The 23,981-nt window shown below is 71.0% G+C and carries 16 protein-coding genes; 4 read left to right on the forward strand and 12 right to left on the reverse strand.

Annotation, left to right across the window (positions count from 1 at the left end):
- Positions 1 to 151 precede the first annotated feature (151 nt).
- The 4 genes from SGFS_RS21565 to SGFS_RS21580 all read right to left on the reverse strand — a co-directional run bounded on the left by SGFS_RS21565 (position 152) and on the right by SGFS_RS21580 (position 3,724).
- Entirely contained in the window at positions 152 to 478 is a 327-nt protein-coding gene (locus SGFS_RS21565) for a hypothetical protein (protein ID WP_286252548.1), read from the reverse strand.
- Entirely contained in the window at positions 475 to 843 is a 369-nt protein-coding gene (locus tag SGFS_RS21570; protein WP_286252549.1) for a WhiB family transcriptional regulator, read from the reverse strand. Before SGFS_RS21570 ends, SGFS_RS21565 begins: the two co-directional genes overlap by 4 nt.
- Positions 844 to 1,015: 172 nt before the next feature.
- Positions 1,016 to 1,336, reverse strand: a complete 321-nt coding sequence (locus SGFS_RS21575) for a hypothetical protein (RefSeq protein WP_286252551.1) — start codon at positions 1,334 to 1,336, stop codon at positions 1,016 to 1,018.
- Between the two features lie 165 nt (positions 1,337 to 1,501).
- Entirely contained in the window at positions 1,502 to 3,724 is a 2,223-nt protein-coding gene (locus SGFS_RS21580) for an ATP-dependent DNA helicase UvrD2 (RefSeq protein ID WP_434027724.1), read from the reverse strand.
- A gap of 212 nt (positions 3,725 to 3,936) precedes the next feature.
- Between SGFS_RS21580 and SGFS_RS21585 the strand changes: the two genes are divergently transcribed.
- Positions 3,937 to 4,179 (forward strand): mycoredoxin, encoded by a 243-nt coding sequence (locus tag SGFS_RS21585; RefSeq protein WP_286252553.1) that lies wholly within the window; start codon positions 3,937 to 3,939, stop codon positions 4,177 to 4,179.
- Positions 4,180 to 4,197: 18 nt separating this feature from the next.
- Here SGFS_RS21585 and nudC read toward each other — a convergent pair whose 3' ends face one another.
- From nudC to SGFS_RS21610, 5 genes are all read right to left on the reverse strand, one after another.
- Positions 4,198 to 5,145 carry an NAD(+) diphosphatase gene (nudC, locus tag SGFS_RS21590; protein ID WP_286252554.1) on the reverse strand — a complete coding sequence of 316 codons (948 nt, stop codon included), beginning with the start codon at positions 5,143 to 5,145 and terminating at the stop codon, positions 4,198 to 4,200.
- 95 nt (positions 5,146 to 5,240) lie between these two features.
- The gene (locus SGFS_RS21595; protein WP_286252555.1) at positions 5,241 to 6,653 is read right to left on the reverse strand and encodes a dipeptidase; all 1,413 of its coding nucleotides are present in this window, start codon (positions 6,651 to 6,653) and stop codon (positions 5,241 to 5,243) included.
- Between the two features lie 10 nt (positions 6,654 to 6,663).
- Positions 6,664 to 10,206 carry an ATP-dependent DNA helicase gene (locus SGFS_RS21600; RefSeq protein WP_286252558.1) on the reverse strand — a complete coding sequence of 1,181 codons (3,543 nt, stop codon included), beginning with the start codon at positions 10,204 to 10,206 and terminating at the stop codon, positions 6,664 to 6,666.
- Between the two features lie 126 nt (positions 10,207 to 10,332).
- Positions 10,333 to 13,770 carry an ATP-dependent helicase gene (locus tag SGFS_RS21605; protein WP_286252560.1) on the reverse strand — a complete coding sequence of 1,146 codons (3,438 nt, stop codon included), beginning with the start codon at positions 13,768 to 13,770 and terminating at the stop codon, positions 10,333 to 10,335.
- Positions 13,771 to 14,027: 257 nt separating this feature from the next.
- On the reverse strand, positions 14,028 to 14,393 hold the full coding sequence (locus tag SGFS_RS21610) for an MGMT family protein (protein WP_286252561.1): 366 nt from the start codon (positions 14,391 to 14,393) through the stop codon (positions 14,028 to 14,030).
- 185 nt (positions 14,394 to 14,578) lie between these two features.
- On the opposite strand from SGFS_RS21610, the gene SGFS_RS21615 reads away from it, so the two are divergent.
- The 3 genes from SGFS_RS21615 (at position 14,579) to SGFS_RS21625 (ending at position 20,916) form a co-directional block, all read left to right on the forward strand.
- A complete protein-coding gene (locus SGFS_RS21615) occupies positions 14,579 to 17,485 on the forward strand; it encodes a lysylphosphatidylglycerol synthase transmembrane domain-containing protein (protein ID WP_286252562.1) in 2,907 nt (968 codons plus the stop codon).
- Between the two features lie 236 nt (positions 17,486 to 17,721).
- Positions 17,722 to 19,272, forward strand: coding sequence for an alpha/beta hydrolase (locus SGFS_RS21620; protein WP_286252563.1), 1,551 nt, complete (start codon positions 17,722 to 17,724; stop codon positions 19,270 to 19,272).
- A gap of 141 nt (positions 19,273 to 19,413) precedes the next feature.
- Positions 19,414 to 20,916, forward strand: coding sequence for an alpha/beta hydrolase (locus SGFS_RS21625; RefSeq protein ID WP_286252566.1), 1,503 nt, complete (start codon positions 19,414 to 19,416; stop codon positions 20,914 to 20,916).
- Positions 20,917 to 20,978: 62 nt separating this feature from the next.
- On the opposite strand, the gene moeZ is transcribed toward SGFS_RS21625, so the two are convergent.
- From moeZ to SGFS_RS21640, 3 genes are all read right to left on the reverse strand, one after another.
- Entirely contained in the window at positions 20,979 to 22,157 is a 1,179-nt protein-coding gene (moeZ, locus tag SGFS_RS21630; RefSeq protein ID WP_286252568.1) for an adenylyltransferase/sulfurtransferase MoeZ, read from the reverse strand.
- Between the two features lie 63 nt (positions 22,158 to 22,220).
- The gene (locus SGFS_RS21635; protein WP_286252570.1) at positions 22,221 to 22,970 is read right to left on the reverse strand and encodes a spherulation-specific family 4 protein; all 750 of its coding nucleotides are present in this window, start codon (positions 22,968 to 22,970) and stop codon (positions 22,221 to 22,223) included.
- Positions 22,958 to 23,917, reverse strand: coding sequence for an NAD-dependent epimerase/dehydratase family protein (locus SGFS_RS21640; protein WP_286252572.1), 960 nt, complete (start codon positions 23,915 to 23,917; stop codon positions 22,958 to 22,960). The genes SGFS_RS21635 and SGFS_RS21640 overlap by 13 nt, the downstream gene beginning before the upstream one ends.
- Positions 23,918 to 23,981 lie beyond the last annotated feature (64 nt).

A 23,981-nucleotide genomic window follows, 5' to 3' on the forward strand; every position in this document is an offset into this window, starting at 1 on the left:
CGACGATAACGCCGTGACCGACGGAAAGCCGGTCACAACGCACCCCGGGGGGCAGGTCCGTTCGGACCGGCCCCCCGGGACGAGGCACTGCTGCAGGTGGCGGTACTGACGTGTCAGTCCTCCGTCAGCGGAGACCACTACTGCATGACGGCTACGCCTGCATGACCGCCATGGCGAGCGCACGGCGGGCGCGCATCGAGGCGCGCTCGGCCCTGCGCTGCATCCGGCGGGCAGTCACCAGGCGCGCGGCCGGGCGTTCCTGCTCGGCCGTGTGCAGGAGCTCGCGCATATGCGCACGAGCCATGGCTTCTGGCATGAGATGCATCTCTCGGGTCCTGTTCTGACGCGAGTCGTTCGCGCCGGTGGTGGTGAAGTCTGGGGTCGCGGAGCCTCTGGGCTCGCTGGTGGACGGCTTCATCGGGGCCTGCTTCTGGGGGTCGTGCGTGAGGGGGCGGTCGATCGTTCCGGTGATGTTCATGCCGTGACCGGGTTCTTGCGCGGGCGACCACGGGGCCGCTTGCGGGCTACGACGACACCCTGGACGAACAGCTCGCCACCCCAGACGCCCCAGGGCTCACGCCGCTCCTTGGCGCCGGCGAGGCAAGCCTCCATCAGCGGGCAGGTGCGGCAGAGGGACTTGGCGTACTCGACGTCGGCCGGCGACTCGGCGAAGAAGACCTCCGGGTCGTAGGAGCGGCAGGGGACGGATACGCCGAGGTTCTCGATGGCGTCGTCGAGCGCGGTGAGCGCAGTGAGCGGGGTCAAGGTGGAGTCCTCCGTGAGACCGGGCTTGGGGATCGCTTCTGAGGGCGGTACGGACGGGGCGTGCGCTTCGAGTTGCACGGTTCGTCTTCCTCGTCTTGTCGTTCCGGCCGGTTGGCCGGGTGGCGGCTGGTACCGGGTTCTTTTCTTGTCCCGAGGCCCCTTCGCTCTGCAGCCCCCGGTCGGGGACAAACAGAAGGGCCGCGGATCCCGGATGGGGTTCCGCGGCCCTGAAGGCGCCGGCCTGATCGGATCAGGCTGGATCACTCCAGGGTCGTGGCCCACGGAAGGCCCACATCAGGTGGTGCTGCGTCGTCTGCTTCCGGAATCCGGCACCGGCCGCAAAGGCATAGGCCTGGGCCTGTGCCGTTACTGCTGCTTCCAGTGCCTTGGTCGGTCGCTCATTGCGCTCGCTGACGGGAAGACCCGCAGGAGACACGGAGGAGGCCGGACGACCGCCACGGATGGCGGACAGACCGGTGCCCAGGTTCGAGACGCCGAGCATGCACAGGGAGACGGCCGAGCAATCGGTCATTTTGACCGGGCTGATGGAGCTGGTGTTGATGCTGATCACTGGACTCGCCTCCTCTCGGCGTCTAGGGGGATCGATGCGAAGCCGATCCGACGGGTATGAAGTACATCACGAAACTGGGGCCTTCGAAAAGGCCGCCGCTCTCGTGCTTAAGAACCTATGGGGATTGCTGGGGCATGCGCAAACTATTTTTTCGACGAGTTCGTATCAGTCGCTCTCGTCAAGGCTCGCGGGCTCCCGACCTGCGCAGATGTCGAGTACATCGGCGCCGTAGCGCTGGAGCTTACGCGCGATGACGCCGGGGATGCGAGTGAGTTCGACCGGAGTGCTCGGCCCCGCTTCGGCGATGGCCATGAGGGTGCGATCCGTGAAGACGCAGAACTCCGGCTGTCCGCTGCGCCGAGCCTGAACGGCCCGCCACTCGCGGAGCCGTTCGTAGAGTCCCTCGTCCATGTCGGAGGGGCAGTCCTCGCAGCGCATCAGCTTCATCTCGCCGCCGTCCCGCAGGGTGCGTCCGCAGACACGGCAGCGGGCGGGCGTACGGCTGGTGCGGCGCGGGGCCGCCGCTGTGCCGCCGCCCGTCTCACCCACGAGGGGGCTGCTCGCCGAGCCCCGTTCGACGCCTCCGGAGCCGCTCGCCCCCGTTCGGCCCGTGGTGGCGGACGAGCCGGGGCGCAGGCCGTTGAGGAAGCGACTGGGGCGACGGTTCGGGCGGCTGCCGGGCGAGCGGGACAGGGACCACGAGACGAAGAGCCGTTCTCGCGCGCGGGTGACACCCACATAGAGGAGACGTCTCTCCTCTTCGATCTGCTCGTCGGTTTTCGCGTAGGTGATCGGCATCATGCCCTCGGCGACTCCGACGAGGAACACGACGTCCCACTCCAGACCCTTCGCGGAGTGCAGTGAGGCGAGGGTGACGCCCTGGACGGTCGGGGCGTGCTGGGCGCTCGCCCGTTCGTCGAGTTCCGCCACCAGGTCGCCGAGCGTCGCGTCCGGTCTGGCCGCGGCGAAGTCCTGCGCCAGGCTCACCAGGGCCGCGAGCGACTCCCAGCGTTCTCGGACGGCGCCGGAGCCCGCCGGGGGCTCGGTGGTCCATCCCTCGCCGGACAGCACGGCCCGCACCTGCGAGGGGAGGTCGACGGCGTCTTCGAGGAGGGTGTCGTTGGCGCCGAAGCGGGCGGCGGCTCTCAGCGCCGTGCCCGCCTTGCGTACCTCGGGTCGGTCGAAGAACCGCTCGGCACCACGGAGCTGGTACGGCACTCCGGCGTCGGCGAGGGCCTGTTCATAGGTCTCGGACTGGGAGTTCGTGCGGAACAGGATGGCGATCTCGCCGGCCGGGACCCCGGAGGCGACGAGGTCGCGGATACGGCGGGCGGCGCCCTCGGCCTCGGTCGGCTCATCCGTGTAATCGGTGTAGACGGGTTCGGGACCCGGGGGCCGCTGGGAGATCAGCTCCAGGCGGTGGTCGGCGGCGCGGCCACGGGCCTGGGAGAGGAGGCCGTTGGCGAGGTGGACGACCTGCGGGGAGGAGCGGTAGTCGCGGACCAGTTTGACGACGGTGGCCCCGGGGTGGCGGAGGCGGAAGTCCAGCAGATGGTCGGGGGTTGCGCCAGTGAACGAGTAGATGGTCTGGCTGGCGTCTCCCACCACGCACAGATTGTCCCGGTCGCCGAGCCACAGCTCCAGGAGGCGTTGCTGGAGGGGGCTGACGTCCTGGTACTCGTCGACCACGAAGTGCTGGTACTGGGAGCGGACCTGTTCGGTGATGTCGTGGCGGTCCTGCAGGATGCCGACGGTGAGCAGCAGCACGTCCTCGAAGTCGATGACCGAGCGCCCGCGTTTGAGGTCCTCGTAGGTCGCGTAGAGCTGGGCGATCTCGGCGGCGTCGCGAGGGATGTCACGACCCGCCTTGTCGGCTGCGGGAGCGTAGTCGGCGGGGACGGTCTGGGTGACCTTGGACCACTCGATCTCGGCCGCCACATCGCGCAGTTCGTTGCGATCGAGACGGATGCGGCAGGCGGCGGCCGCGTCCGCGACGAGCTGGATCTTGCGGTCGACGATCCTCGGCATGACGCCGCCGACGGCCTTGGGCCAGAAGTACTGCAGTTGCCGCAGGGCCGCCGAGTGGAACGTCCGGGCCTGGACGCCGGAGGCTCCGAGCTGACGGAGGCGCCCACGCATCTCTCCTGCGGCGCGGTTGGTGAACGTGACGGCGAGCACGCTGGCGGGTTGGAGCATTCCGGCGCGCACCCCGTAGGCGATGCGGTGGGTGATCGCTCTCGTCTTGCCCGTACCGGCGCCGGCCAGCACGCACACCGGCCCGTGCAGGGCGGTAGCCACCGCGCGCTGCTCGGGGTCGAGCCCTTCGAGCACCGCGTCGGCCGAGTCGGGGACCCGCGGGAAGAGGGTGGAGTGCGTTGCTGCTGTCACACAGCCATGCTGCCAGGTCGCCGGAGACGGCTGAGCCGGTTGTCCACAGGGAGGCCCTCGCAGTCGTATTAATGCGACAGCTGTCACCGCGCCACGTTTCAGTACTGCAGGCGCCCCAGGGCTGCGTACGGGAATGGCCGCGCTCTCGCGTACGTTCCTCCCACTGCGACCACGCATCCCAAGCCGTAACGCCGTGAAGGAGCGCCAGAGACATGCCGGGCACTGTGACGATGTACAGCACCACGTGGTGCGGCTACTGCCGCCGTCTGAAGAGCCAGATGGACCGCGAAGGCATCACGTACAACGAGATCAACATCGAACTGGACCCGGAGTCAGCGGCGTTCGTCGAGAAGGCGAACGGTGGGAACCAGACGGTTCCCACCGTTCTCTTCCCGGACGGTTCGACGCTCACGAACCCCTCGCTGGCGCAGGTCAAGCAGAAGGTCGGCGTCTGACGCCTCGCGGGTCGGGTCCTAGCCGGTGTGACCTCGCATCGGCAGGGGCTTGCCGTACCAGAGTTCGATCAGCCGGGCCGCGATCGAGATGCCGTAGGGAGGCAGGACCTCCTCGGACTCGAACGCGGCCCGCAGCTCTTCGCGGGAGAACCAGCGGGCCTCGTGGATCTCGTCCCCGTCGACGTCGACCTCGGTCGAGGTGGCGCGGGCCATGAAGCCCAGCATGAGGCTGGACGGGAAGGGCCAGGGCTGGCTGGCGATGTACTCGACCTGGCCGACGGAGACGCCGACCTCCTCGTGGACCTCGCGGCGCACGGACTCCTCGATGGACTCGCCGGGCTCGACGAAGCCCGCGAGGGTCGAGAACCGTCCCTCGGGCCAGTGCACCTGGCGGCCGAGCAGGATGCGGTCCTCGTCGTCCGTGACGGCCATGATCACGGCCGGGTCGGTGCGTGGGTAGTGCTCGGCGCCGCAGGCCGGGCAGCGGCGGATGTGGCCGGCCGCAGCGATGACCGTGCGCTCGCCGCAGCGGGAGCAGAAGCGGTGGGTGCGCTGCCAGTTCTCCAGGCCGACCGCGTGGACCATGAGGCCCGTGTCGCGCGCGGACAGCAGCATGCCCGCCTCCCGCAGACCCGCCGGGCGCGCGGACTGGTCCATGCGACCGGGCAGCGCGTCCTTCTGGAGTGCGAAATAGCTCACACCGTCCGAGTCCGTGCCCAGGAAGTAGCGGTGCGCCTCGGTGAGCGGGGCCTCGAACGAGGGGGTCATGACGAGTTCGGTCGCGCCGTCCGGTGTCTCGTCGATGAGGACCTGGCCGCCGGAGACCACGAAGCAGCGGGTGGTGGGGTGGCTCCACGCCGCCGCGAGCCAGGCCTCGTCGAGCCGGTGGTGGGCGGCCCGGTCGATGCCGCTCGGGGCGGTGAGCGCGATGGGTCGGTCGGCGGTGTGGTCGGTCCAAGTGGTCACGAGTGCTTCCAACTCCCCCGATGGAACGGTTGTTTGAGTGGGCGGTTCTGCGGGGCGTACGGCGGGCGGATGTGCTGGGGCGTGGCGGGCCTTGTTCAGTGTGCCTCGCGGGGGCTTTCGGCCAGGTCGCTCCAGAGGTGGGCGCTGGTCTCGACTCCCTTGAGGAGCAGGTCCAGCTCGACCTTCTCGTTCGGGGCGTGCCAGCCGTCGGAGGGGACGGAGATGCCGAGGAAGAGCACAGGTGCGCCGAGGACGTCCTGGAGGTCGGCGGCGGGCCCTGAGCCGCCCTCGCGTGTGTAGCGGATCGGCTGCTCGAAGGCGCGGCCCATGGCGCGTACGACGGCCTGCAGGGCGGGGTGGTCCAGCGGAGTCAGGCAGGGGCGGGTGGCGCCGCTGAACGTGATCTCGTAGCCGATCCCCGTGGGGATCCGATCGATGACCCACGCGCGGACGATCTTCTCGATGTGGTCCGGGTCCTGGCCCGCGACCAGGCGGAAGGACAGCTTCACCATGGCGGACGACGGGATGATCGTCTTGCTGCCGGCGCCCTGATAGCCACCGCCGATGCCGTTGACCTCGGCGGTCGGGCGGGCCCAGACGCGCTCCAGGGTGGTGTGGCCGGCCTCTCCGTACGCCGCCGTCGACTTGGCCGTGCGCAGCCAGCGCTCCTCGTCGAAGGGCAGCTCGGCGAAGAGTGCGCGCTCAACGTCGGTGAGTTCCACGATGCCGTCGTAGAAGCCGGGGATCGTCACGCGCGCGTGCTCGTCGTGCAGGGCGGCGACGAGGCGGGCGACCTCGGTGGCCGGGTTGGGGACGGCGCCGCCGAAGGAGCCAGAGTGGATGTCCTGGCCGGGCCCGAACAGCTGGATCTCGCACTCGGCGAGGCCGCGCATGCCGGTGCACACCGTGGGAGTGTCCTCGGCCCACATGCCGGTGTCGGAGACGATCACCGCATCGGCGGCGAGGCGATCGGCGTGCTGCTCGACGAGGGCGCGGAAGTGCGGGGAGCCGGACTCCTCCTCGCCCTCGATGAGCAGCTTCAGACGGACGGCCGGGGCGGTGCGGCCGGTGGCGGCGAGGTGGGCGCGGACGCCGAGTGTGTGGAAGAACACCTGGCCCTTGTCGTCGGCCGCCCCGCGCGCGTGGAGGCGGTTTCCGCGAATCACGGGCTCGAACGGCTCGGTGTCCCAGCCGTCCTCGCGGGCGGCGGGCTGCACGTCGTGGTGCCCGTAGACGAGGACCGTCGGGGCTTCGGGGTCGTCGGAGGGCCACTCGGCGAAGACGGCGGGTGCGCCCGGTGTCCGCCAGACCTCGGCGGTGGGGAAGCCGGTCTCCCGGAGTTTGGCGGCGAGCCAGTCGGCGCTGCGCTCGACGTCCGCGGCGTGCTCGGGCTGGGCCGACACGGACGGGATGCGCAGCCATTCCACGAGGTCGTCGAGGAAAGCCGCGCGGTGGTTCTGGATGTACGTACGGACGGCGCTGACGGCACTGTCAACGGGCTTGCTCATACTCACGAGCCTATCGGCCCCCACCGACATCCCCGTCGGGCGGTTCGTCCGCGAAGGGCTCGGGCCCGTCCAGAGGCGTCTGCGGCCCGTCGACGCCCGGCTCCTCCAGCAGCAGCCGTTCCAGCGCGGCCCGGTCGGGCAGAGCCTCGTGGTGTACGACCTCGCCGGTGCGCACGTACAGGAAAGCGGCCTTCACGGTCTCCAGGGGCACGCCCTTCTGCTCGGCCCAGGCGAGTCGGTAGAGCGCGAGCTGGAGAGGGTCGGCGGTAAGGGAGCGGCTGGTCTTCCAGTCGACGATCTCGTACGTCGTCCCGTCGCCGTCGCGGCTCTCGTAGACGGCGTCGATGCGGCCGCGTACGACGCGTCCGGCGATCGCGAGCTGGAAGGGCGCCTCGACGCGGTGGGGCGTGCGCTGCGCGTACGGAGTGCGTTCGAAGGCGTCCTTGAGGGCCTCCAGGTCCCGTTCGTCGGCGATCTCGGCCTCGCTGCCGGGCAACTCGTCGGGCTCCAGCATGGGCAGTGTCAGCTCTTCGAAGCGGGCCTCGACCCACGCGTGGAAGCGGGTGCCCCGGCGCGCTGCCGGTTGTGGAGGGCGCGGCATGGGGCGTGCGAGTTCCTGCGCGAAACCGTCCGGGTCGGCCGCCATGCGCAGCACTTGCGAGGCGGTGAGCGACGCGGGCAGGGGTACGTCGGTGACGTTCGCGCGGGCGCGCAGGAGCTCCCCGGTGAGGGCGTCCAGGTCGCGGTCCCAGGAGGCGAGGGTGCGGGCCTCCTCGGGGGTGAGGTCGTGCTCGGCCGGATGCCGTCGGGCGTGCGGGATGGCGGGCGTGTGCGGGTCCGGGTGGGGCACGCGCGCGTGGAGGGGCTCTTCGGGGTCCGCTGGGATCTCCGGCGTTTCCGCCGGGCGGTCCGCCGTCCAGGTGTCCCAGTCGGAGGCGTCCTCCTCGGGAAAGTCCTCGATGCTGTCGTCCGGAAAGTCTTCCTCCGGCGGAGGCGGCCACTCCGGGTTTTCGTGGGGCCGAGGATCGGGGGCGGCCCCGGGGAGGGAGGCCGCGCGCTCCAGATGTGCCAGTACGGTCTCGGCGGCCGCCCGGCGGCGGGCCAGTGCCGTGTCGTCGAGGGGGAGCGGCCAGGCGTGGTCGGCGGTGGTCGCGTGCAGGGCGGGGCTCTCGGCGTCCTCCTCGGGCTGGTCGGCCCAGACCTCGATCTCGCCGTATCCGGCGGCGCAGTGGTCGTGGAGGGCCTGGAGGAAGTCGGACGGTCCGCGGGGGCGTTTCTGGGTGGGGCCCCACCAGTGGCCGGAGCCGAGGAGCAGGGAGCGGGGGCGAGTGAACGTGACGTAGCCGAGGCGGAGTTCCTCGGTGTGCTGGTGGCCCTTCATGGCCTCTTGGAAGGCCTTCAGGCCCCGGGAGTCCCAGGCCTCGATGTCGGGGAGGGTGTCGGAGTCGCCGCGCAGCCCGTGCGGGAGCACCTTGCCCTGCGCGGTCCATTTCTCGCGGCCCTGGGTGCTCGGGAAGTTTCCGGTGACCAGCCCGGGGACCGCGACGACGTCCCACTCCAGGCCCTTGGACTTGTGGGCGGTGAGCACCTTGACGGTGTTCTCGCCACCCGGCAGGGCGTTGTCGAGGCCTTTCTCGTACTGGACGGCCGTGCGCAGAAAGGCCAGGAACGCGAGCAGGGTGGCGTCTCCGGCGCTGTTGGCGGCGAAGGACGCGGCCGTGTCCAGGAAGTTGGAGAGCGTCTCGCGGCGGCGGGCGGCCAGCGCGTGCGGGGACGCGGAGAGCTCGACCTCCAGGCCGGTGACGGCGAGCACCCGGTGGAGCACGTCCATGAGGGGGTCGGCGAGGGAACGGCGCAGGTCGCGCAGTTCGGCGGCGAGGCGGGCGAAGCGTACGCGCGCGTCCGGCGAGAAGGGCAGCCCGTCGTCCTCCCTCTGGGTCTCGAACGGCAGCTCGAGGAACGTGTCGAGGGCGTCGGCGAGGGAGATCACCTCGGACGGGTCCACGCCCTCGACGGCTGCGGCGAGCCGACGGTCGGGGTCGTCATCGGCGCCCACGCGCGCGTGGGACACGAGCAGCCTGGCCCGGCGCCCGAGGAGGGCGAGGTCGCGCGGGCCGATGCGCCAGCGCGGGCCCGTGAGCAGACGGACCAACGAGGCGTTGGCTCCGGGGTCCTGGAGGACCTCGCAGACGGCGACGAGGTCGGCGACCTCGGGGAGGTGGAGCAGCCCGGAGAGACCGACGACCTCCACCGGGACGTCGCGTGCGACGAGGGCGCCCTGGATCTCCGCGAAGTCGGTCGCCGTGCGGCACAGGACCGCGATCTCGCCGGGTTCCTTGCCGGTGCGCACGAGGTGGGCGATCGAGTCGGCGATCCAGGCCAGTTCCTCGGCGTGGGTGCTCAGCAGGGCGCAGCGGACCATTCCGTCGCGCTCGGCGCCCGGGGCGGGCCTGAGGGCCTCCACGCCCGCGTGCATGGCCCTCAGGGGCTCTGCGAGGCCGTTGGCGAGGTCGAGGAGGCGGCCGCCGCTGCGGCGGTTCTCGCTGAGGGACTGACGCTCCGCTCGGGTGCCGTCCGCGTGGGCGAAGTGCTCGGGGAAGTCGTCGAGGTTGGCCACGGAGGCGCCGCGCCAGCCGTAGATCGCCTGGCAGGGGTCGCCGACCGCCGTCACGGGATGGCCGGTGCCGCCGCCGAACAGGCCCGCCAGCAGGACACGTTGGGCCACCGAGGTGTCCTGGTACTCGTCGAGCAGGACCACCCGGAACTCGTCCCGCAGGATGCGCCCCACCTCGGGTAGCCGGGCGAGGCCGGCCGACAGGGCGATCTGGTCGCCGAAGTCGAGGAGGTCCCTCTCGCGCTTGGCCGCGCGGTAGCGGCCCACCAGCTCGGCGAGTTCACGCCGGGCGGCGGCCGCCTCGGGGACCTTGCGCAGGTCGGCGTTGCTGAGCTTGGCGCCCTCCAGCTCGCGCAGCAGTTCGGCGTCGTAGGCGCGCAGTTCCTCGGGGCGTACGAGGTGCTCGGAGAGTTCGGAGTCGAGCGCGAGGAGGTCGCTGACCAGGTCGGGGAAAGAGCGGGTCAGCGACGGGTACGGGCCCGGGGACTCGCGGAGCACGCGCGCGGCGAGTTGGTAGCGCGTGGCGTCGGCGAGGAGCCGAGAGGTGGGCTCCAGGCCGATGCGCAGCCCGTGGTCGGTGAGGAGGCGGCCCGCGAAGGCGTGGTAGGTGGAGATGACCGGCTCGCCCGGCGGGTTGTCGGGGTCGATGACGTCCGGGTCGGTGATGCCCGCCTTGACGAGGGCCTTGCGCACGCGCTCGGCGAGTTCGCCCGCCGCCTTGTTCGTGAACGTCAGGCCGAGCACCTGTTCGGGGGCGACCTGTCCGGTGCCGACCAGCCACACCACGCGCGCGGCCATCACCGTGGTCTTGCCCGACCCGGCTCCGGCCACGATCACCTGAGGGGCGGGCGGCGCGATGATGCAGGCCGTCTGCTCCGGGGTGAACGGGATGCCGAGGAGCTCCTTGAGCTGCTCGGCATCGTTGATATGGGCGGACACCCCAGAGAGGCTAGCGGCGGCCACCGACAGTGGACTCCCGCGTCGGCCTCCGGAACGGGATAAGCACTGGTCAGCGCGCAGGGTGTGGTGGATCACTTCCGTCGCGGCCCCTTGCCGTGGCCGACGTCACTCGACCACGTGACGGCCCTCGGGTCGCGCACTGCACGAAGCCCGGAATGCGCAATGTGTGCAGTGTTGTCCGGTAGTTGGCGAGAACCGTTCGTCCAGGACCTTGCCCGCGGCCGTGGCGAGGAGGTCGCCGACCCACTCCCCTTCCAGAGGGGCCTGGGCCTGCACCTTGGGGAGGGTCTCTCCGCCGTTCTTCTTGGCGGCGCCCTGCCGGAGCTGGACGAGTTCGGCGCCGCCCGGCTCGGGGCGCACGCCTCCGAAGGGTTCGTCCACGGCTCCCTCGCTGACGGCGAGCTGGTAGACGGCGAGCTGGGGGTGGCGGTCCACTTCGGCGGCGCTCGGGGACTGCTTGCCGGTCTTGAAGTCGACGACGTAGGCGCGGCCGTCGGTGTCGGCCTCGACGCGGTCCATGGAGCCTCGGATGCGCACCTCGTAGTCGCCCGCCTCGAGGGTGACGTCGAAGTCGTGCTCGCTGGCGACAGGGGCCCGTCCGGCGCGGACGCCGTTGGAGTCGACGTGCCATTTCAGGAAGCGTTCGAGCGCCACGCGCGCGTGCTGCTTCTCCTGCTCCGACTTCCAGGGCGCGTCGAACGCGAGCGCGTTCCACACGGAGTCGAGGCGTTCCATGAGGACGTCGAGGTCGGCCGGGGTGCGCCCCGAGGCGACCTCGTCGGCGAGGACGTGGACGACGTTCCCGAAGCCCTGAGCGGCGGTCGCGGGCGCGTCGGCCTTCACCTCGCGGCCCAAGAACCACTGCAGGGCACAGGTGTTGGCGAGCTGGTCGAGGGCGCTGCCGGAGAGCACGACCGGCTGGTCGCGGTTCCTGAGCGGGACCTTGCTCTCGGTGGGGTCGAACATGCCCCACCAGCGGTACGGGTGGGCCGACGGGACGAGCGGGCGGCCGTCCTCGTCGCTCAGCGCGGCCAGCCTGGCCAGGCGCACGGCGGCGGCCTCCCTGAGCGCGTCCGACACACGCGGGTCCACGGTCGTGGCGCGCAGTTCGGCGACGAGTGCGGCCACGGACAGTGGGCGGCGCGGTCGGCCGGTGACGTCCTTGGGCTCGACGCCGAGTTCGGTGAGGAAGCGGGAGGGTTGGTCGCCGTCGTCGGCGGGGGCCTTCACGGCGGTCACCACGAGGCGTTCACGCGCGCGCGTGGTGGCCACGTAGAACAGGCGTCGTTCCTCCGTGAGGAGCGCTCCCGGGGTGAGCGGTTCGGCGAGGCCGTCGCGTCCGATGCGGTCGGCCTCCAGGAGCGAGCCTCGACGGCGCAGGTCCGGCCACAGACCCTCCTGGACGCCCGCGACGACGACCAGGCGCCACTGGAGGCCCTTGGATCGGTGCGCGGTCATCAGTCGTACGGCGCCGGGGCGCACCGCCCGGCCGGTGAGCGTGTCGGCGGCGATGTCCTCCGCCCCGATCTCCTCCAGGAAGTTGAGGGCGCCCCGGCCGCCGGTGCGCTCCTCCGCGCGCGCGGCCGTCGCGAACAGCGCGCACACGGCATCGAGGTCACGGTCGGCGTTGCGTCCGGCCGCCCCGCCGCGCCGGACGGCACCCTCCAGGCGTCGCGGCCAGGGTGTGCCGTCCCACAGCTCCCAGAGCGCCTCTTCTGCCGTCCCGCCGCCCGCCAGGCACTCACGGGCCTTCTTCAGCAGCGCGCCGAGGCGTTGCGCGCCCCGCGCGTACGCCGGGTCGTGCGCGACCAGCCGCTCCGGCTCGGCGAGCGCGCGGGCCAACAGCTCGTCGGAGGGCGGTGGTACGGGGTTGCCGGCGGCCCGCTCCTCCTCGCGCAGGGCACGGCCGAGGCGCCGCAGGTCGGCGGTGTCCATGCTGGCGAGGGGGGAGGCGAGGAGAGTAAGGGCGGTTTCGGTGTCGAGCCAGGAGGGCCAGGTTTCCTCGGGGACTTGGCCGGCTTCGGGGGACGGGCCTTCGGGTTGCCCCGCCCCGTCCTCGGGTTGCCCAGCTCCGTCCTCGGGTTGCCCAGCTCCGTCCTCGGGCTCCTGCGGGCCTTCTTCGGGGAGGGAAACCTGCGTCGCGCCCCCCAGTTCGGCCCGCGCCACCGCCCGCAGTGCCGTCAGCAGTGGCTGCACCGCCGGCTCGTGGCGCAGGGGCAGGTCGTCGCCGTCGATCTCCAGGGGGACGCCCGCCGCGGTGAGCGCCCGGCGCATCGCGGGGATCGTGCGGGCGCCGGCGCGCACCAGAACGGCCATCTCGTTCCACGGGACGCCGTCCTCCAGGTGCGCCCGGCGCAGGATGTCCGCGATGTTGTCGACTTCGGTGCCCGAGGTCGGGTACGTGTGGACCTCGACGCGGCCGCCGTCCCGTACCGGCTTCAGTTCTCGGTGGGCGCGTACCGTCTCCGCCGGGAGGCGGGTGAGCGGCATGCGCTGGGTCACCAGGCGCGTGGCTGCGAGCAGGGCGGCGCCGGAGCGGCGGGAGGTCCTGAGGACCGCGACGGGCGCGGGACGGCCGTCCGCGCGCGGGAAGACTGCCGGGAACTCCAGGATGCCGTTCACATCGGCACCCCGGAACGCGTAGATCGACTGGTCGGGGTCGCCCAGGGCGACGAGGGTGCGGCCGCCACCCGCGAGGGCCCTCAGCAGCCGTACCTGGGCCGGATCGGTGTCCTGGTACTCGTCGACGTAGACGGCGTCGTACTGCGCTGCCAGGTGCTCGGCGACGCCGGGGCGGTCGGCGAGGAGCACCGCGCGGTGGACCAGTTCCGCGTAGTCGAGGACTCCCTGCAGGTCGAGGACGTCGAGGTACTCGGCGAGGAAGGCGGAGGCCGCCTGCCAGTCCGGGCGGCCGATGCGGGCGGCGAAGCTGCGCAGGTCTTCGGGGGCGAGACCCAGTTCACGGCTGCGGGCGAGGACCGCGCGGACCTCGTCGGCGAAGCCGCGTGTGGTGAGGCAGGCGCGCAGCTCGTCCGGCCAGCGCACATGGGCGAGGCCGAGCCGCTCCAGGTCGGGCTGGCCCGCGAGCAGTTCACGGACGGCCACGTCCTGTTCGGGGCCGGACAGCAACCGCAGAGGCTCGACGAAGAGGTCGCTGTCCTGGTGGGCGCGGACCAGGGCGTAGCTGAACGAGTGGAAGGTGGTGGCCCGCGGGGCGCGTGCGGCTCCCATGCGCAGGGCCATGCGGTCGCGCAGTTCGACCGCCGCCTTGCGGCTGAAGGTCAGCACAAGGATCCGTTCGGGGTCCGCGCCGCAGGTGATCCTGGACGCCACCGACTCAACGAGCGTGGTCGTCTTGCCGGTGCCCGGACCTGCGAGAACGAGCATCGGGCCGATCTTGTGGTCAACCACGGCGCGCTGCTCGGCGTCCAGACGAGGGGGGTCCGTCCGGGCCGGTGGGGTACGCACCAGTCGGTAAGCGCCACGGCTCCCCTGTCGCACGTGGGTGTGCGGCAGGCGCCTGGTGGAGGATGAGGAGCTCACGTGGTTCGCCGGTCCTGGTGGGTGTGCTGGTCGGCGGCTCGCCGTCCGTGGAGGACGGTGGCCGGGGGGTGAGGGGGACGTGTGCAGCCGACGCTACGCCGACGGGTGGTGCGGAAACAGGGCTTCCCCTTGTTCCCTCCCGGCTCGTGCGACACGTGCGTCCCTCGCCTCACGAACGTACGGCATGCCACCGACGTGCCCCGTTTCGCCCGTACGGTCCACGGTTCGCACCGCGGTCCGGCCGGTGCCGGAAGCTGTCAGGGGTGTTCCTCGTCGTGTGCGCCGCCGTCCCAGCGCGCGTGCCTCATGTCGAGGCGCGGCAGATGGCCCTGGGAGGCGCGGCTCGCCTCTCGCAGGGGTGTTCCCTCTTCCCGGTAGTGATCCAGGGCTCTCAGTTCGTGGCCCGGCAGCAGCGCCCCGTCCGCTCGGACGACGCGCCACCACGGCACGGCTCCGCCGTAGAGGGCCATCGCTCGGCCCACCTGACGCGGCCCGCCCTCCTGGAGCCACTCGGCGACGTCCCCGTAGGTCATGACCCGCCCGGGCGGGATCAGCTCGGCGACCTCGAGGACCCGCTCCGCGTACTCCGGCAGGGCGTCCGCCGGAAGGCTCTCCTCGCTCATCCGCCCCATACTGCCCCACCCCACCGACAATGGGTCGTGGTGGCCGGAGGGCGCATCCCTCGCCCCGGAGCGAGGCTTCGGGCAGACTGTGCGCCCCCGCATTGCACCCTGATGCCCCTGTGTGCCCACCCGGCATGCCACCATCGTGCGGGCGGTGACTGGTGATACGAGACCAAGAAGAGACGATGAAGCAGCAGAGCGTGCACCCCGAGGACGCGGCGGGCACCTCTGACGCCTCGTCGCGCCCGGACACCGCCGACGCGGACGACAAGGACGGCGGCGCCTCCTCGAAGAGGACCACCGACACCGGTTCCGAACAGGACGCCGACGCCGCCGCACGGACGGACTCCGGCTCCGCCTCGCAGAAGGACAGCGACACCGACCCGCAGTCCGGGCAGAAGGACGACAGCCCCGAGCCGCAGTCGGGGAAAACGCGCTCCCCTATGTCGTACGAAAACGAGAAGCAGCAGGTCGGACCGGGTGTGGACAGACCTGAGGACGGTCACGCGGAAGAAGTGGAGGGCGACGAACCGCTCCTCCCCGCGCGCGTGCACCGTCCCTCCGACCTGATGCGGCTCCTGGTCGGCATGCTGGGGATCATCGTTCTGCTGGCGATCGCGGCGTTCGCGCACGGTACGACGTCGGGGCTCGAGCAGGACATCAACGAGGGCACCGGCAAGGCACCCGATCTGCTGATCAACATCGCGGGGCTGGGGTCTAGCATCGCGATCCTGCTCGTGCCCGTCGCCTTCGCGATCGAGCGGCTGGTCAAGCGGGACGGGCTGCGCATCGCGGACGGCGTGCTCGCGGCAGTGCTCGCGCACGGAGTGACGCTGGCCACCGACCTGTGGGTCGCCCGGGCCGCCCCGGACTCGATCCAGGAGGCGCTCACCCAGCCCTCCCCCGGCGACATCCACGCCCTGACCGACCCGGTGCACGGCTATCTCGCGCCGGTCATCGCGTACATGACGGCCGTCGGGATGTCACGCCGACCGCGCTGGCGGGCGGTCCTGTGGATCGTGCTGCTGCTCGACACCTTCTCGATGCTGGTCACCGGCTACACCACACCGTTCTCGATCATCCTGACGGTACTGATCGGCTGGACCGTGGCGTACGGAACGTTGTACGCGGTCGGCTCACCGAACGTACGTCCTACGGGGCGGACGCTGATGGCGGGTCTGCGGCGCGTCGGCTTCAAACCGGTCAGCGCGGCCCGCGAGGAGGTCTCCGACACGGCGGAGAGCGGCGACCGGGGCCGACGGTACTTCGTGACCCTGGAGGACGGCCCTCCGCTGGACGTCACCGTCGTGGACCGGGAGCAGCAGGCACAGGGCTTCTTCTACCGGGTCTGGCGGCGGCTGACACTGCGCGGCATCACCACGCGCCGCAGTCTGCAGTCCCTGCGCCAGGCCCTGGAGCAGGAGGCCCTTCTCGCGTACGCGGCCATCGCGGCCGGCGCCAACGCGCCCAAGCTGATCGCGACCTCCGAACTCGGGCCCGACGCCGTGATGCTCGTCTACGAGCACACCGGCGGGCGCACCCTGGACTCGCTGGCGGACGAGGACGTCACCGACGAGCTGCTGCACGACACCTGGGAGCAGGTGAAGGCCCTGCAGTCGCGTCGTATCGCGCACCGCAGGCTGGTGGGCGACGCGATTCTGGTGGATCGTTCCGGCACGGTGATCCTCACCGATCTGCGCGTCGGCGAGATCGCGGCCGGCGACCTGGTGCTGCGCATGGACGTCTCCCAGCTGCTGACGACACTCGGCCTGCGGGTGGGCGCCGAGCGCGCGGTGGCCTCGGCGGTGAGTGTTCTCGGGCCCGACGCGGTGGCCGACTGCCTGCCCATGCTGCAGCCCATCGCGCTGTCGCGCTCCACGCGCGCGACCCTGCGCCGACTGGCCAGGGAGCGGGCCGAGCGCGAGCGCGAGGCCGTTCTGGAGGCGTCCCGGCTGGCCAAGCAGGCCCGTGCGGAGGAGCACAAGGAAGCCGCCGAGCCCGGCAAGGCCGACAAGAAGGCCGTACGTGCCGAGCAGCGGGCCGAGAAGCGGGCGATCGACGAGGCACTGGAGGGGGCGCGCGAGGAGGATCTGCTCACCCAGATCCGTCACCAGGTGCTGCTGATCAGGCCCCAGGCACCGGTCGAACCGGCTCGTCTGGAGCGGGTCAAACCGCGCACGCTCATCAGTTTCATCGCCGGTGCCATCGGCGCGTACTTCCTGCTGACCCAGCTCACGCACATCGAGTTCGGGCTGCTCATCGAGAACGCCGAGTGGGGCTGGGTCGCCGCGGCCGTGTTCTTCTCGGCCCTCAGCTATGTCGCCGCCGCGATGAGCCTGCTGGGCTTCGTGCCGGAGCGGGTGCCGTTCCCGCGGACGGTGGCGGCGCAGGTCGCCGGGTCGTTCGTGAAGATCGTGGCACCGGCCGCAGTGGGCGGTGTCGCCCTCAACACGCGCTTCCTGCAGCGCGCGGGGGTGCGGCCGGGGCTCGCGGTGGCGAGTGTCGGCGCGTCGCAGCTGTTCGGGCTCGGCTGCCACATCCTGATGCTGCTCGCCTTCGGCTATCTGACCGGCACCGAGAAGACGCCGTCCCTGTCGCCGTCCCGCACGGTCATCGCGGGCCTGCTGACGGTCGCCGTGCTCGTCCTGGTGGTCACGTCGATCCCGTTCCTGCGGAAATTCGTCGTCACACGCGTGCGGTCGCTCTTCGCGGGTGTGGTGCCGCGCATGCTCGATGTGCTGCAGCGGCCGCAGAAGCTGGTCACCGGCATCGGCGGCATGCTGCTGCTCACCGGTTGCTTCGTGATGTGTCTGGACGCCTCGATCCGGGCCTTCGGCGACGAGTCGGCCTCGATCAGCATCGCCAGCGTCGCCGTCGTCTTCCTCGCGGGCAACGCGCTGGGTTCCGCTGCGCCGACACCGGGCGGTGTGGGCGCGGTCGAGGCCACCCTGACGGTCGGTCTGATCGCCGTCGGGCTCCCCAAGGAGGTCGCCGCGCCCGCGGTCCTGCTGTTCCGTCTGCTGACCCTGTGGCTGCCCGTACTGCCGGGCTGGCTGGCCTTCAACCAACTGTCGCGCAAGGGCGCGCTCTAACAGCTCGGCCGCGCGGCTCCGGACACGCGCCGCGAAGGCAGGCCACGCGGGCCTGGGTGTACGCCCCACAAGGCCGGGCCCACAAGGTCGGGCCACGCGCGCGTACACGCGAAAAGCAGCACACGCGCGTGTGCCTCCGGCAAACGGCGTACGCGCGCGTGGCGCTCCCACCCGAGGCCTCACCCGCACGGCCCGTGCCCCGAGCGTGCCGCCCGGGGCAGCTCCAGGATGGGAGCATGTCCACCCCGTCCCCGCCGCGTAGCGTCGCCCTGACCGCAACCGCCGTCCTGCTGTGGTCCCTGGCCGCGGGATGCGGTGGCGAAGGGGCCGAGAGCAAGGACGAGGATCTGGCGACCCAGCGGCTGAGCTGGAAGGACTGCCCGGCACCCGCCGCCTCCGAGGGCGGTGGCGACGCACCCTCGCCGCTGCCGGACGGCGATGAATGGCAGTGCGCGACCATGAAGGCCCCGCTCGATTGGGGCGACCCGAAGGGCGACACGATCGGCATCGCGCTGATCCGGGCCGAGACGAGTGGCCCCAAGGACAAGCGCATCGGCTCGCTGATCTTCAACTTCGGCGGCCCCGGCGGCTCGGGCATCACAGCTCTCCCCTCCTTCGGCAAGGACTACGCGAAGCTGCGCACCCGCTACGACCTGGTGAGCTTCGACCCGCGCGGGGTCGGCCGCAGCGCGGGCGTCGAGTGCGAGGACGCGGAGCAGCTCGACGAGTACTTCCAGCAGGACGGGACACCGGACGACTCGGCCGAGCGGACGAAGCTCCTCGATGACACGAAGACTTTCAACGCGGCTTGCGAGAAGAACTCCGGCAAGGTCCTCCCCCATGTGCGGACCACCGACGCCGCCCGCGACATGGATCTGATGCGCCAGGTCCTGGGCGACGACAAGCTGCACTACTTCGGCATCTCCTACGGCACCGAACTCGGCGGCGTCTACGCCCACCTGTTCCCCAAGAAGATGGGGCGGGCCGTGTTCGACGCGGTCGTCGACCCGACTCAGGACGCGGAACAGGGTTCCCTCGGGCAGGCCAAGGGCTTTCAGCTCGCGCTCGACAACTACGCGCAGGACTGTGTCTCGCAGGGAGACTGCCCGGTCGGTGCCACCGCGCAGGACGTCAAGGACCGGATCCTGAAGCTGCTGAAGGACCTGGACAGCAAACCGATCCCCGGTGTATTCCCCCGCGACCTGACCGAGTCCGCCGCGACCACCGGCATCGCGCAGGCCCTGTACTCCAAGGACTTCTGGGCCTATCTGACGGAGGGTCTTGAGCAGGCGTACAACGGTGACGGCAGCCTGCTCATGGTGCTCGCCGACGCGATGAACGGGCGGAACGAGGACGGCGAGTACAGCAACCTGACCGCGGCGAACGTCTCCATCAACTGCGCGGACGACAAGCCGCGGTACACCGAGAAGGACGTGGAGGCCAAGCTTCCGGAGTTCCGGTCCGCCTCCCCTGTCTTCGGTACCTGGCTGGCCTGGTCCATGCTCAGCTGCGCCGACTGGGCGGTCGCGGGCGAGGCCGACCACCCGGATGTCGGCGCGGCAGGCTCGGCGCCGATCCTCGTGGTCGGCAACACCGGCGACCCGGCCACCCCCTACGAGGGCGCGCGGAAGATGGTGGAGGCGCTCGGTGAGGGGGTCGGGGTCGAGCTGACGTACAAGGGGCAGGGACACGGCTCGTACGACAGCGGGAACGCCTGCGTGCAGTCGGCCGTGAACGGCTATCTGCTGGAGGGGAAGGTGCCGAAGGCAGGCACCGTCTGCGCGTAGAAGCCTGGGAATCAGACTGGAATAGTTGCAGGTCAGAGCGTTATCCACAGGCCTCGGCACGACTCGGGACGTCCCGCCTACCATGGCAGGACTGTCATTCGCGACATCCCGCGGACGACATCGCGAGGGGGGGAAGTGCTCATGGCGCGATTCCTACGGGGGGCGGCTCTGGCAGCAGTGGTGCTGCTGGGCGCCGGCTGCAGTGGCAGCGATACGAGCGACGGTAAGAGTGGCTCCGGGCCGCCGTCGTCGCTCGGCTCGCAGAAGCTCGACTGGGGCCGTTGCAAGGCGACGTCGGACGGTCCCGCGCCGGGCGGCGACTGGCAGTGCGCGACGATGAAGGTGCCGCTGGATCACTCGAAGCCGGACGGGGAGACGGTCGATCTCGCGCTGATCCGGTCGAGGGCGACGGGGGACGCGGACGAACGCATCGGCTCACTCCTGTTCAACTTCGGCGGCCCCGGTGGCTCGGGCGTCTCCATCATGCCGCCGTATGCCTCCCTCACCGATCAACTGCACGAGCGGTACGACCTGGTGAGCTGGGATCCGCGCGGGGTCGCCGGCAGCGAGGGTGTGCGCTGCCGTGACGACGAGGAGATCCAGGCCGCCGAGGCGGTGGACTCCACGCCCGACGACGCGGCCGAGGAGACGGCGTTCTTCGAGGACGCGAGCGACTTCGGCGCGGACTGCGCGAAGGGGGCGGGCAAGCTCCTCGCGCACGTCTCGACCACGGACACCGCCCGCGACATGGACCTGATGCGCCAGGTCCTGGGCGACGACAAGCTGCACTACTTCGGCATCTCCTACGGCACCGAACTCGGCGGCGTCTACGCCCACCTGTTCCCCAAGAACGTGGGCCGCCTGGCGCTGGACGCGGTCGTCGACCCCACGGCCGACACGATCGGCCACGCCAAGAACCAGAGCCTGGGCTTCCAGCGCGCGCTGGAGAGCTACCTCAAGTCCACGGACCAGGACCCCGAGGAGGGCACGCGGAAGATCGCGAACCTGCTGGAGCGGATCGACGCCGAGCCACTGGCGACGTCCTCCGAGCGGAGGCTCACCCAGACCCTGGCGATCACCGGCATCGTCGACCCCCTCTACACCGAGCACAGCTGGCCGGCGCTGACCAGCGCGCTGGACGCGGCCGAGGACGGCGACGGCACAGAGCTGCTCGCGTTCGCCGACGAGTACAACGAGCGTGATCCCGAGGGGCGTTACGGCACGGGGACCCACTCACAGCGAGCCATATCGTGTCTGGACCAGAAGCAGCGGCCGACCGCCGAGGAGACGAAGAAGCTGCTGCCCGAGTTCCGGAAGATCTCCCCCGTCTTCGGCGAGTTCATGGGCTGGGACACCGCGGGCTGGTGCCACGACTGGCCGGTGCCCGGCCAGGTCGACAACCCCGAGGTGAGCGCGCCGGGAGCCCCGCCCGTCCTGGTGGTGGGCAACACCGGGGACCCGGCGACGCCGTACGAGGGCGCGCGGAAGATGGCGGACGAGCTGGGCGAGGGCGTCGGTGTGGTGCTCACCTGGCAGGGCGAGGGCCATGGGGCGTACGGCAGCGGGAGCGACTGTGTCGACTCGACCGTGAACGGCTATCTGCTGGAGGGGACGGTGCCGAAGGACGGCAAGGTCTGCTCATGACGACGGCGGGGGCTGCGGGCACCCGTGGCGCCCGCAGCCCCCGCCGTGCGGAGCAGGTCCGGTCAGTAGACCGGCTTGTGGGGCTCGATCTGGTTGACCCAGCCGATCACGCCGCCGCCGACGTGCACGGCGTCCGCGAAGCCTGCGGACTTCAGCACGGCGAGGACCTCCGCGCTGCGGACACCCGTCTTGCAGTGCAGAACGATCTTCTTGTCCTGCGGAAGGCTCTCCAGGGCGGTGCCCATGAGGAACTCGTTCTTCGGGATCAGCTTGGCACCGGGGATCGACACGATCTCGTACTCGTTGATCTCGCGGACGTCGATGATCTCGATGTTCTCGCCATCGTCGATCCACTCCTTGAGCTGCTTGGGAGTGATCGTCGAGCCGGCGGCCGCCTCCTGGGCCTCCTCGGAGACGACGCCGCAGAAGGCCTCGTAGTCGATGAGCTCGGTGACGGTGGGGTTCTCGCCGCAGACCGCGCAGTCCGGGTCCTTGCGGACCTTGACCTGGCGGTACTGCATCTCCAGGGCGTCGTAGATCATCAGGCGGCCGACCAGCGGCTCGCCCGTGCCGGTGAGGAGCTTGATGGCCTCGGTGACCTGGATGGAGCCGATGGACGCGCACAGCACACCCAGGACGCCGCCCTCGGCGCAGGAGGGGACCATGCCCGGCGGCGGGGGCTCCGGGTAGAGGCAGCGGTAGCAGGGGCCGTGCTCGGACCAGAAGACGGAGGCCTGGCCGTCGAAGCGGTAGATCGAACCCCAGACGTAGGGCTTGTTCAGCAGGACGGCCGCGTCGTTGACCAGGTAGCGGGTCGCGAAGTTGTCCGTGCCGTCGACGATCAGGTCGTACTGGCTGAAGATCTCCTTCACGTTCTCGGCCTCGAGCCGCTCCTCGTGGAGGATCACGTTCACGTAGGGGTTGATGCCGAGGACGGAGTCACGCGCCGACTCGGCCTTGGAGCGGCCGATGTCGGACTGGCTGTGGATGATCTGGCGCTGCAGGTTCGACTCGTCGACCTCGTCGAACTCCACGATGCCGAGCGTGCCGACGCCCGCCGCGGCCAGGTACATCAGCGCCGGCGAACCCAGGCCGCCGGCGCCCACACAGAGCACCTTGGCGTTCTTCAGCCGCTTCTGCCCGTCCATCCCGACGTCAGGGATGATCAGGTGGCGGGAGTACCTGCGGACCTCGTCTACGGTGAGCTCGGCAGCGGGCTCGACCAGGGGTGGCAGCGACACGGGGACTCCGTTGATCGGTCAATCACTACAGTTGTTCTCCCCGTAACACTGCCACGCCCTTTTTCATTCCGAGACACCCGTTCCAACAAGCGAGACGATGTCGTCCCAGTAGCCGGGCAGCGCCTCCCAGGGACCTGTGGAGCCGCAGCGGCCCGTGCGGTCGGTGAACCAGATCGTGGCGGCGCCCTGCCAACGGGCGATGCGCAGTGCCTCGTCGAGGTGGGCGCGCGGGACTCCGTGGACGAAGTGGCAGAAGCGTTCGGGTGGGTGGTCGGCGGTCCATTCGGCCACCTGCGACCAGCGGTAGTCGCTCCAGGGGCCGGAGAAGGTCACCAACTGGTCTGCGTGCTCGGCATATCCGGGGTACGGGTGGGTGCCGTGGCCGAGGACGATGTGGCCGCCGCCGAGGAGCTCCCGAAGGGTGGTGACCGTACGGCGGATCTCCGGGAGCGTGGAGTGTTCGGTGGGGCAGCGGTCCAGGAGGAAGCCGTCGACGCGGTACCAGTCGAGATAGCGCTGTGCGTCGGAGCAGAGTTCGCCGAGCGGGCGTGCGCCGAAGGTCACGTCCAGGTGGCCGAGAACCCGGACACCCGCGTTGCGCAGTCGCCCGGCGGCTTCCAGGCAGTGCGGGTCGGGGCGGGTGCCCGGGCCGTCGGAGACGTTGAGGACAGCCCAGTGCACGGGGGTGCCGGGGCGGGTGAGTTCGCTCCATTCCAGTGGGGCGACGAGGGGGTGTGCATAACCGGGGATGCCGAAGCCGTGGCTCAGGCCGGTGCTCGCGGTGCCCGCCGAGGCGGGCGTCAGATACGGCACGCCGCCTCCATCCAGATATCGGCGAGGGACTCCTCCAAATTGATCCGGGGCCGCCAGCCGAGCCGGTCGCGGGCCGTGCGCACATCGGCCTGCTGCCAGCTGCCGCAGCCGTCCGGGTAGGGGTACGCGACCGGGGCGGAGTGGTCGGAGTCGCCACGGGGGTGGCCGATGGCCGTCCGGACGGGGCCGGGCGGTGCGTCGAGTTCGTGCAGGGCACCGCCGTAGCCGGCCACGCGGGCGAGGACCGCGGCGGCGTCGCGGAGGCGTACGGCACGGCCGGAGCCGATGTTGATCACGCCCTGGGCCGCGGAGAGCGAGGCGGCGTGGACGGCGCGTGCGACATCCCGTACGTCGATGAAGTCGCGCTGGACGCCGAGGCCGCCGAGCTTGAGTTCGCCGTCGCCGGACTGCATGGCACGGCGCATGGCCTCGGCGAGGCGGCCGAGCGGGGAGCCGGCGGGGGTGCCGGGCCCGGCGGGCGAGAAGACCCGGAGTACGACCGCGTCGAGACCGGAGCCGAGGACGAGCTCGGTGGCGGCGAGCTTGCTCACCCCGTAGGGGCCGCCGGGGCGGGGCACGGCGTCCTCTGCGGTGGAGGAGCCGGGCTGGCTGGGACCGTACTCGGCACCGCAGCCGATCTGCACCAGTCGCGCCCCGCAGCCGCTGCGGCGCAGGGCCTCGCAGACGGTGGCCACGGCGACGGTGTTGTGCCGGGTGAGTTCGCGGGCGCCGCCTCGGGTGGCGCCGGCGCAGTTGACTACGACTCCGGGGTGGACGGCGTCCAGGAAGCGGGTGAGCGCTCCGGGGCTGCCGGTGGCGAGGTCGAACCGTACGTCGGCGTCGTCACCACGGCCGAGCGCGGTGAGTTGTACGGCCGGGTCGGCGAGCAGGCGTTCGGCGACGAAGCGGCCGAGGTAGCCGTTGGCTCCGATCAGCAGAACCCTCATCGGGCGGCTCCCGGGGCGGGCTCTCCGGTTCGGGAGGTGATCATCTGGCGTTCTCCTTATGGGG

This window comes from Streptomyces graminofaciens (assembly GCF_030294945.1).
Taxonomy (GTDB): Bacteria; Actinomycetota; Actinomycetes; order Streptomycetales; family Streptomycetaceae; genus Streptomyces; species Streptomyces graminofaciens.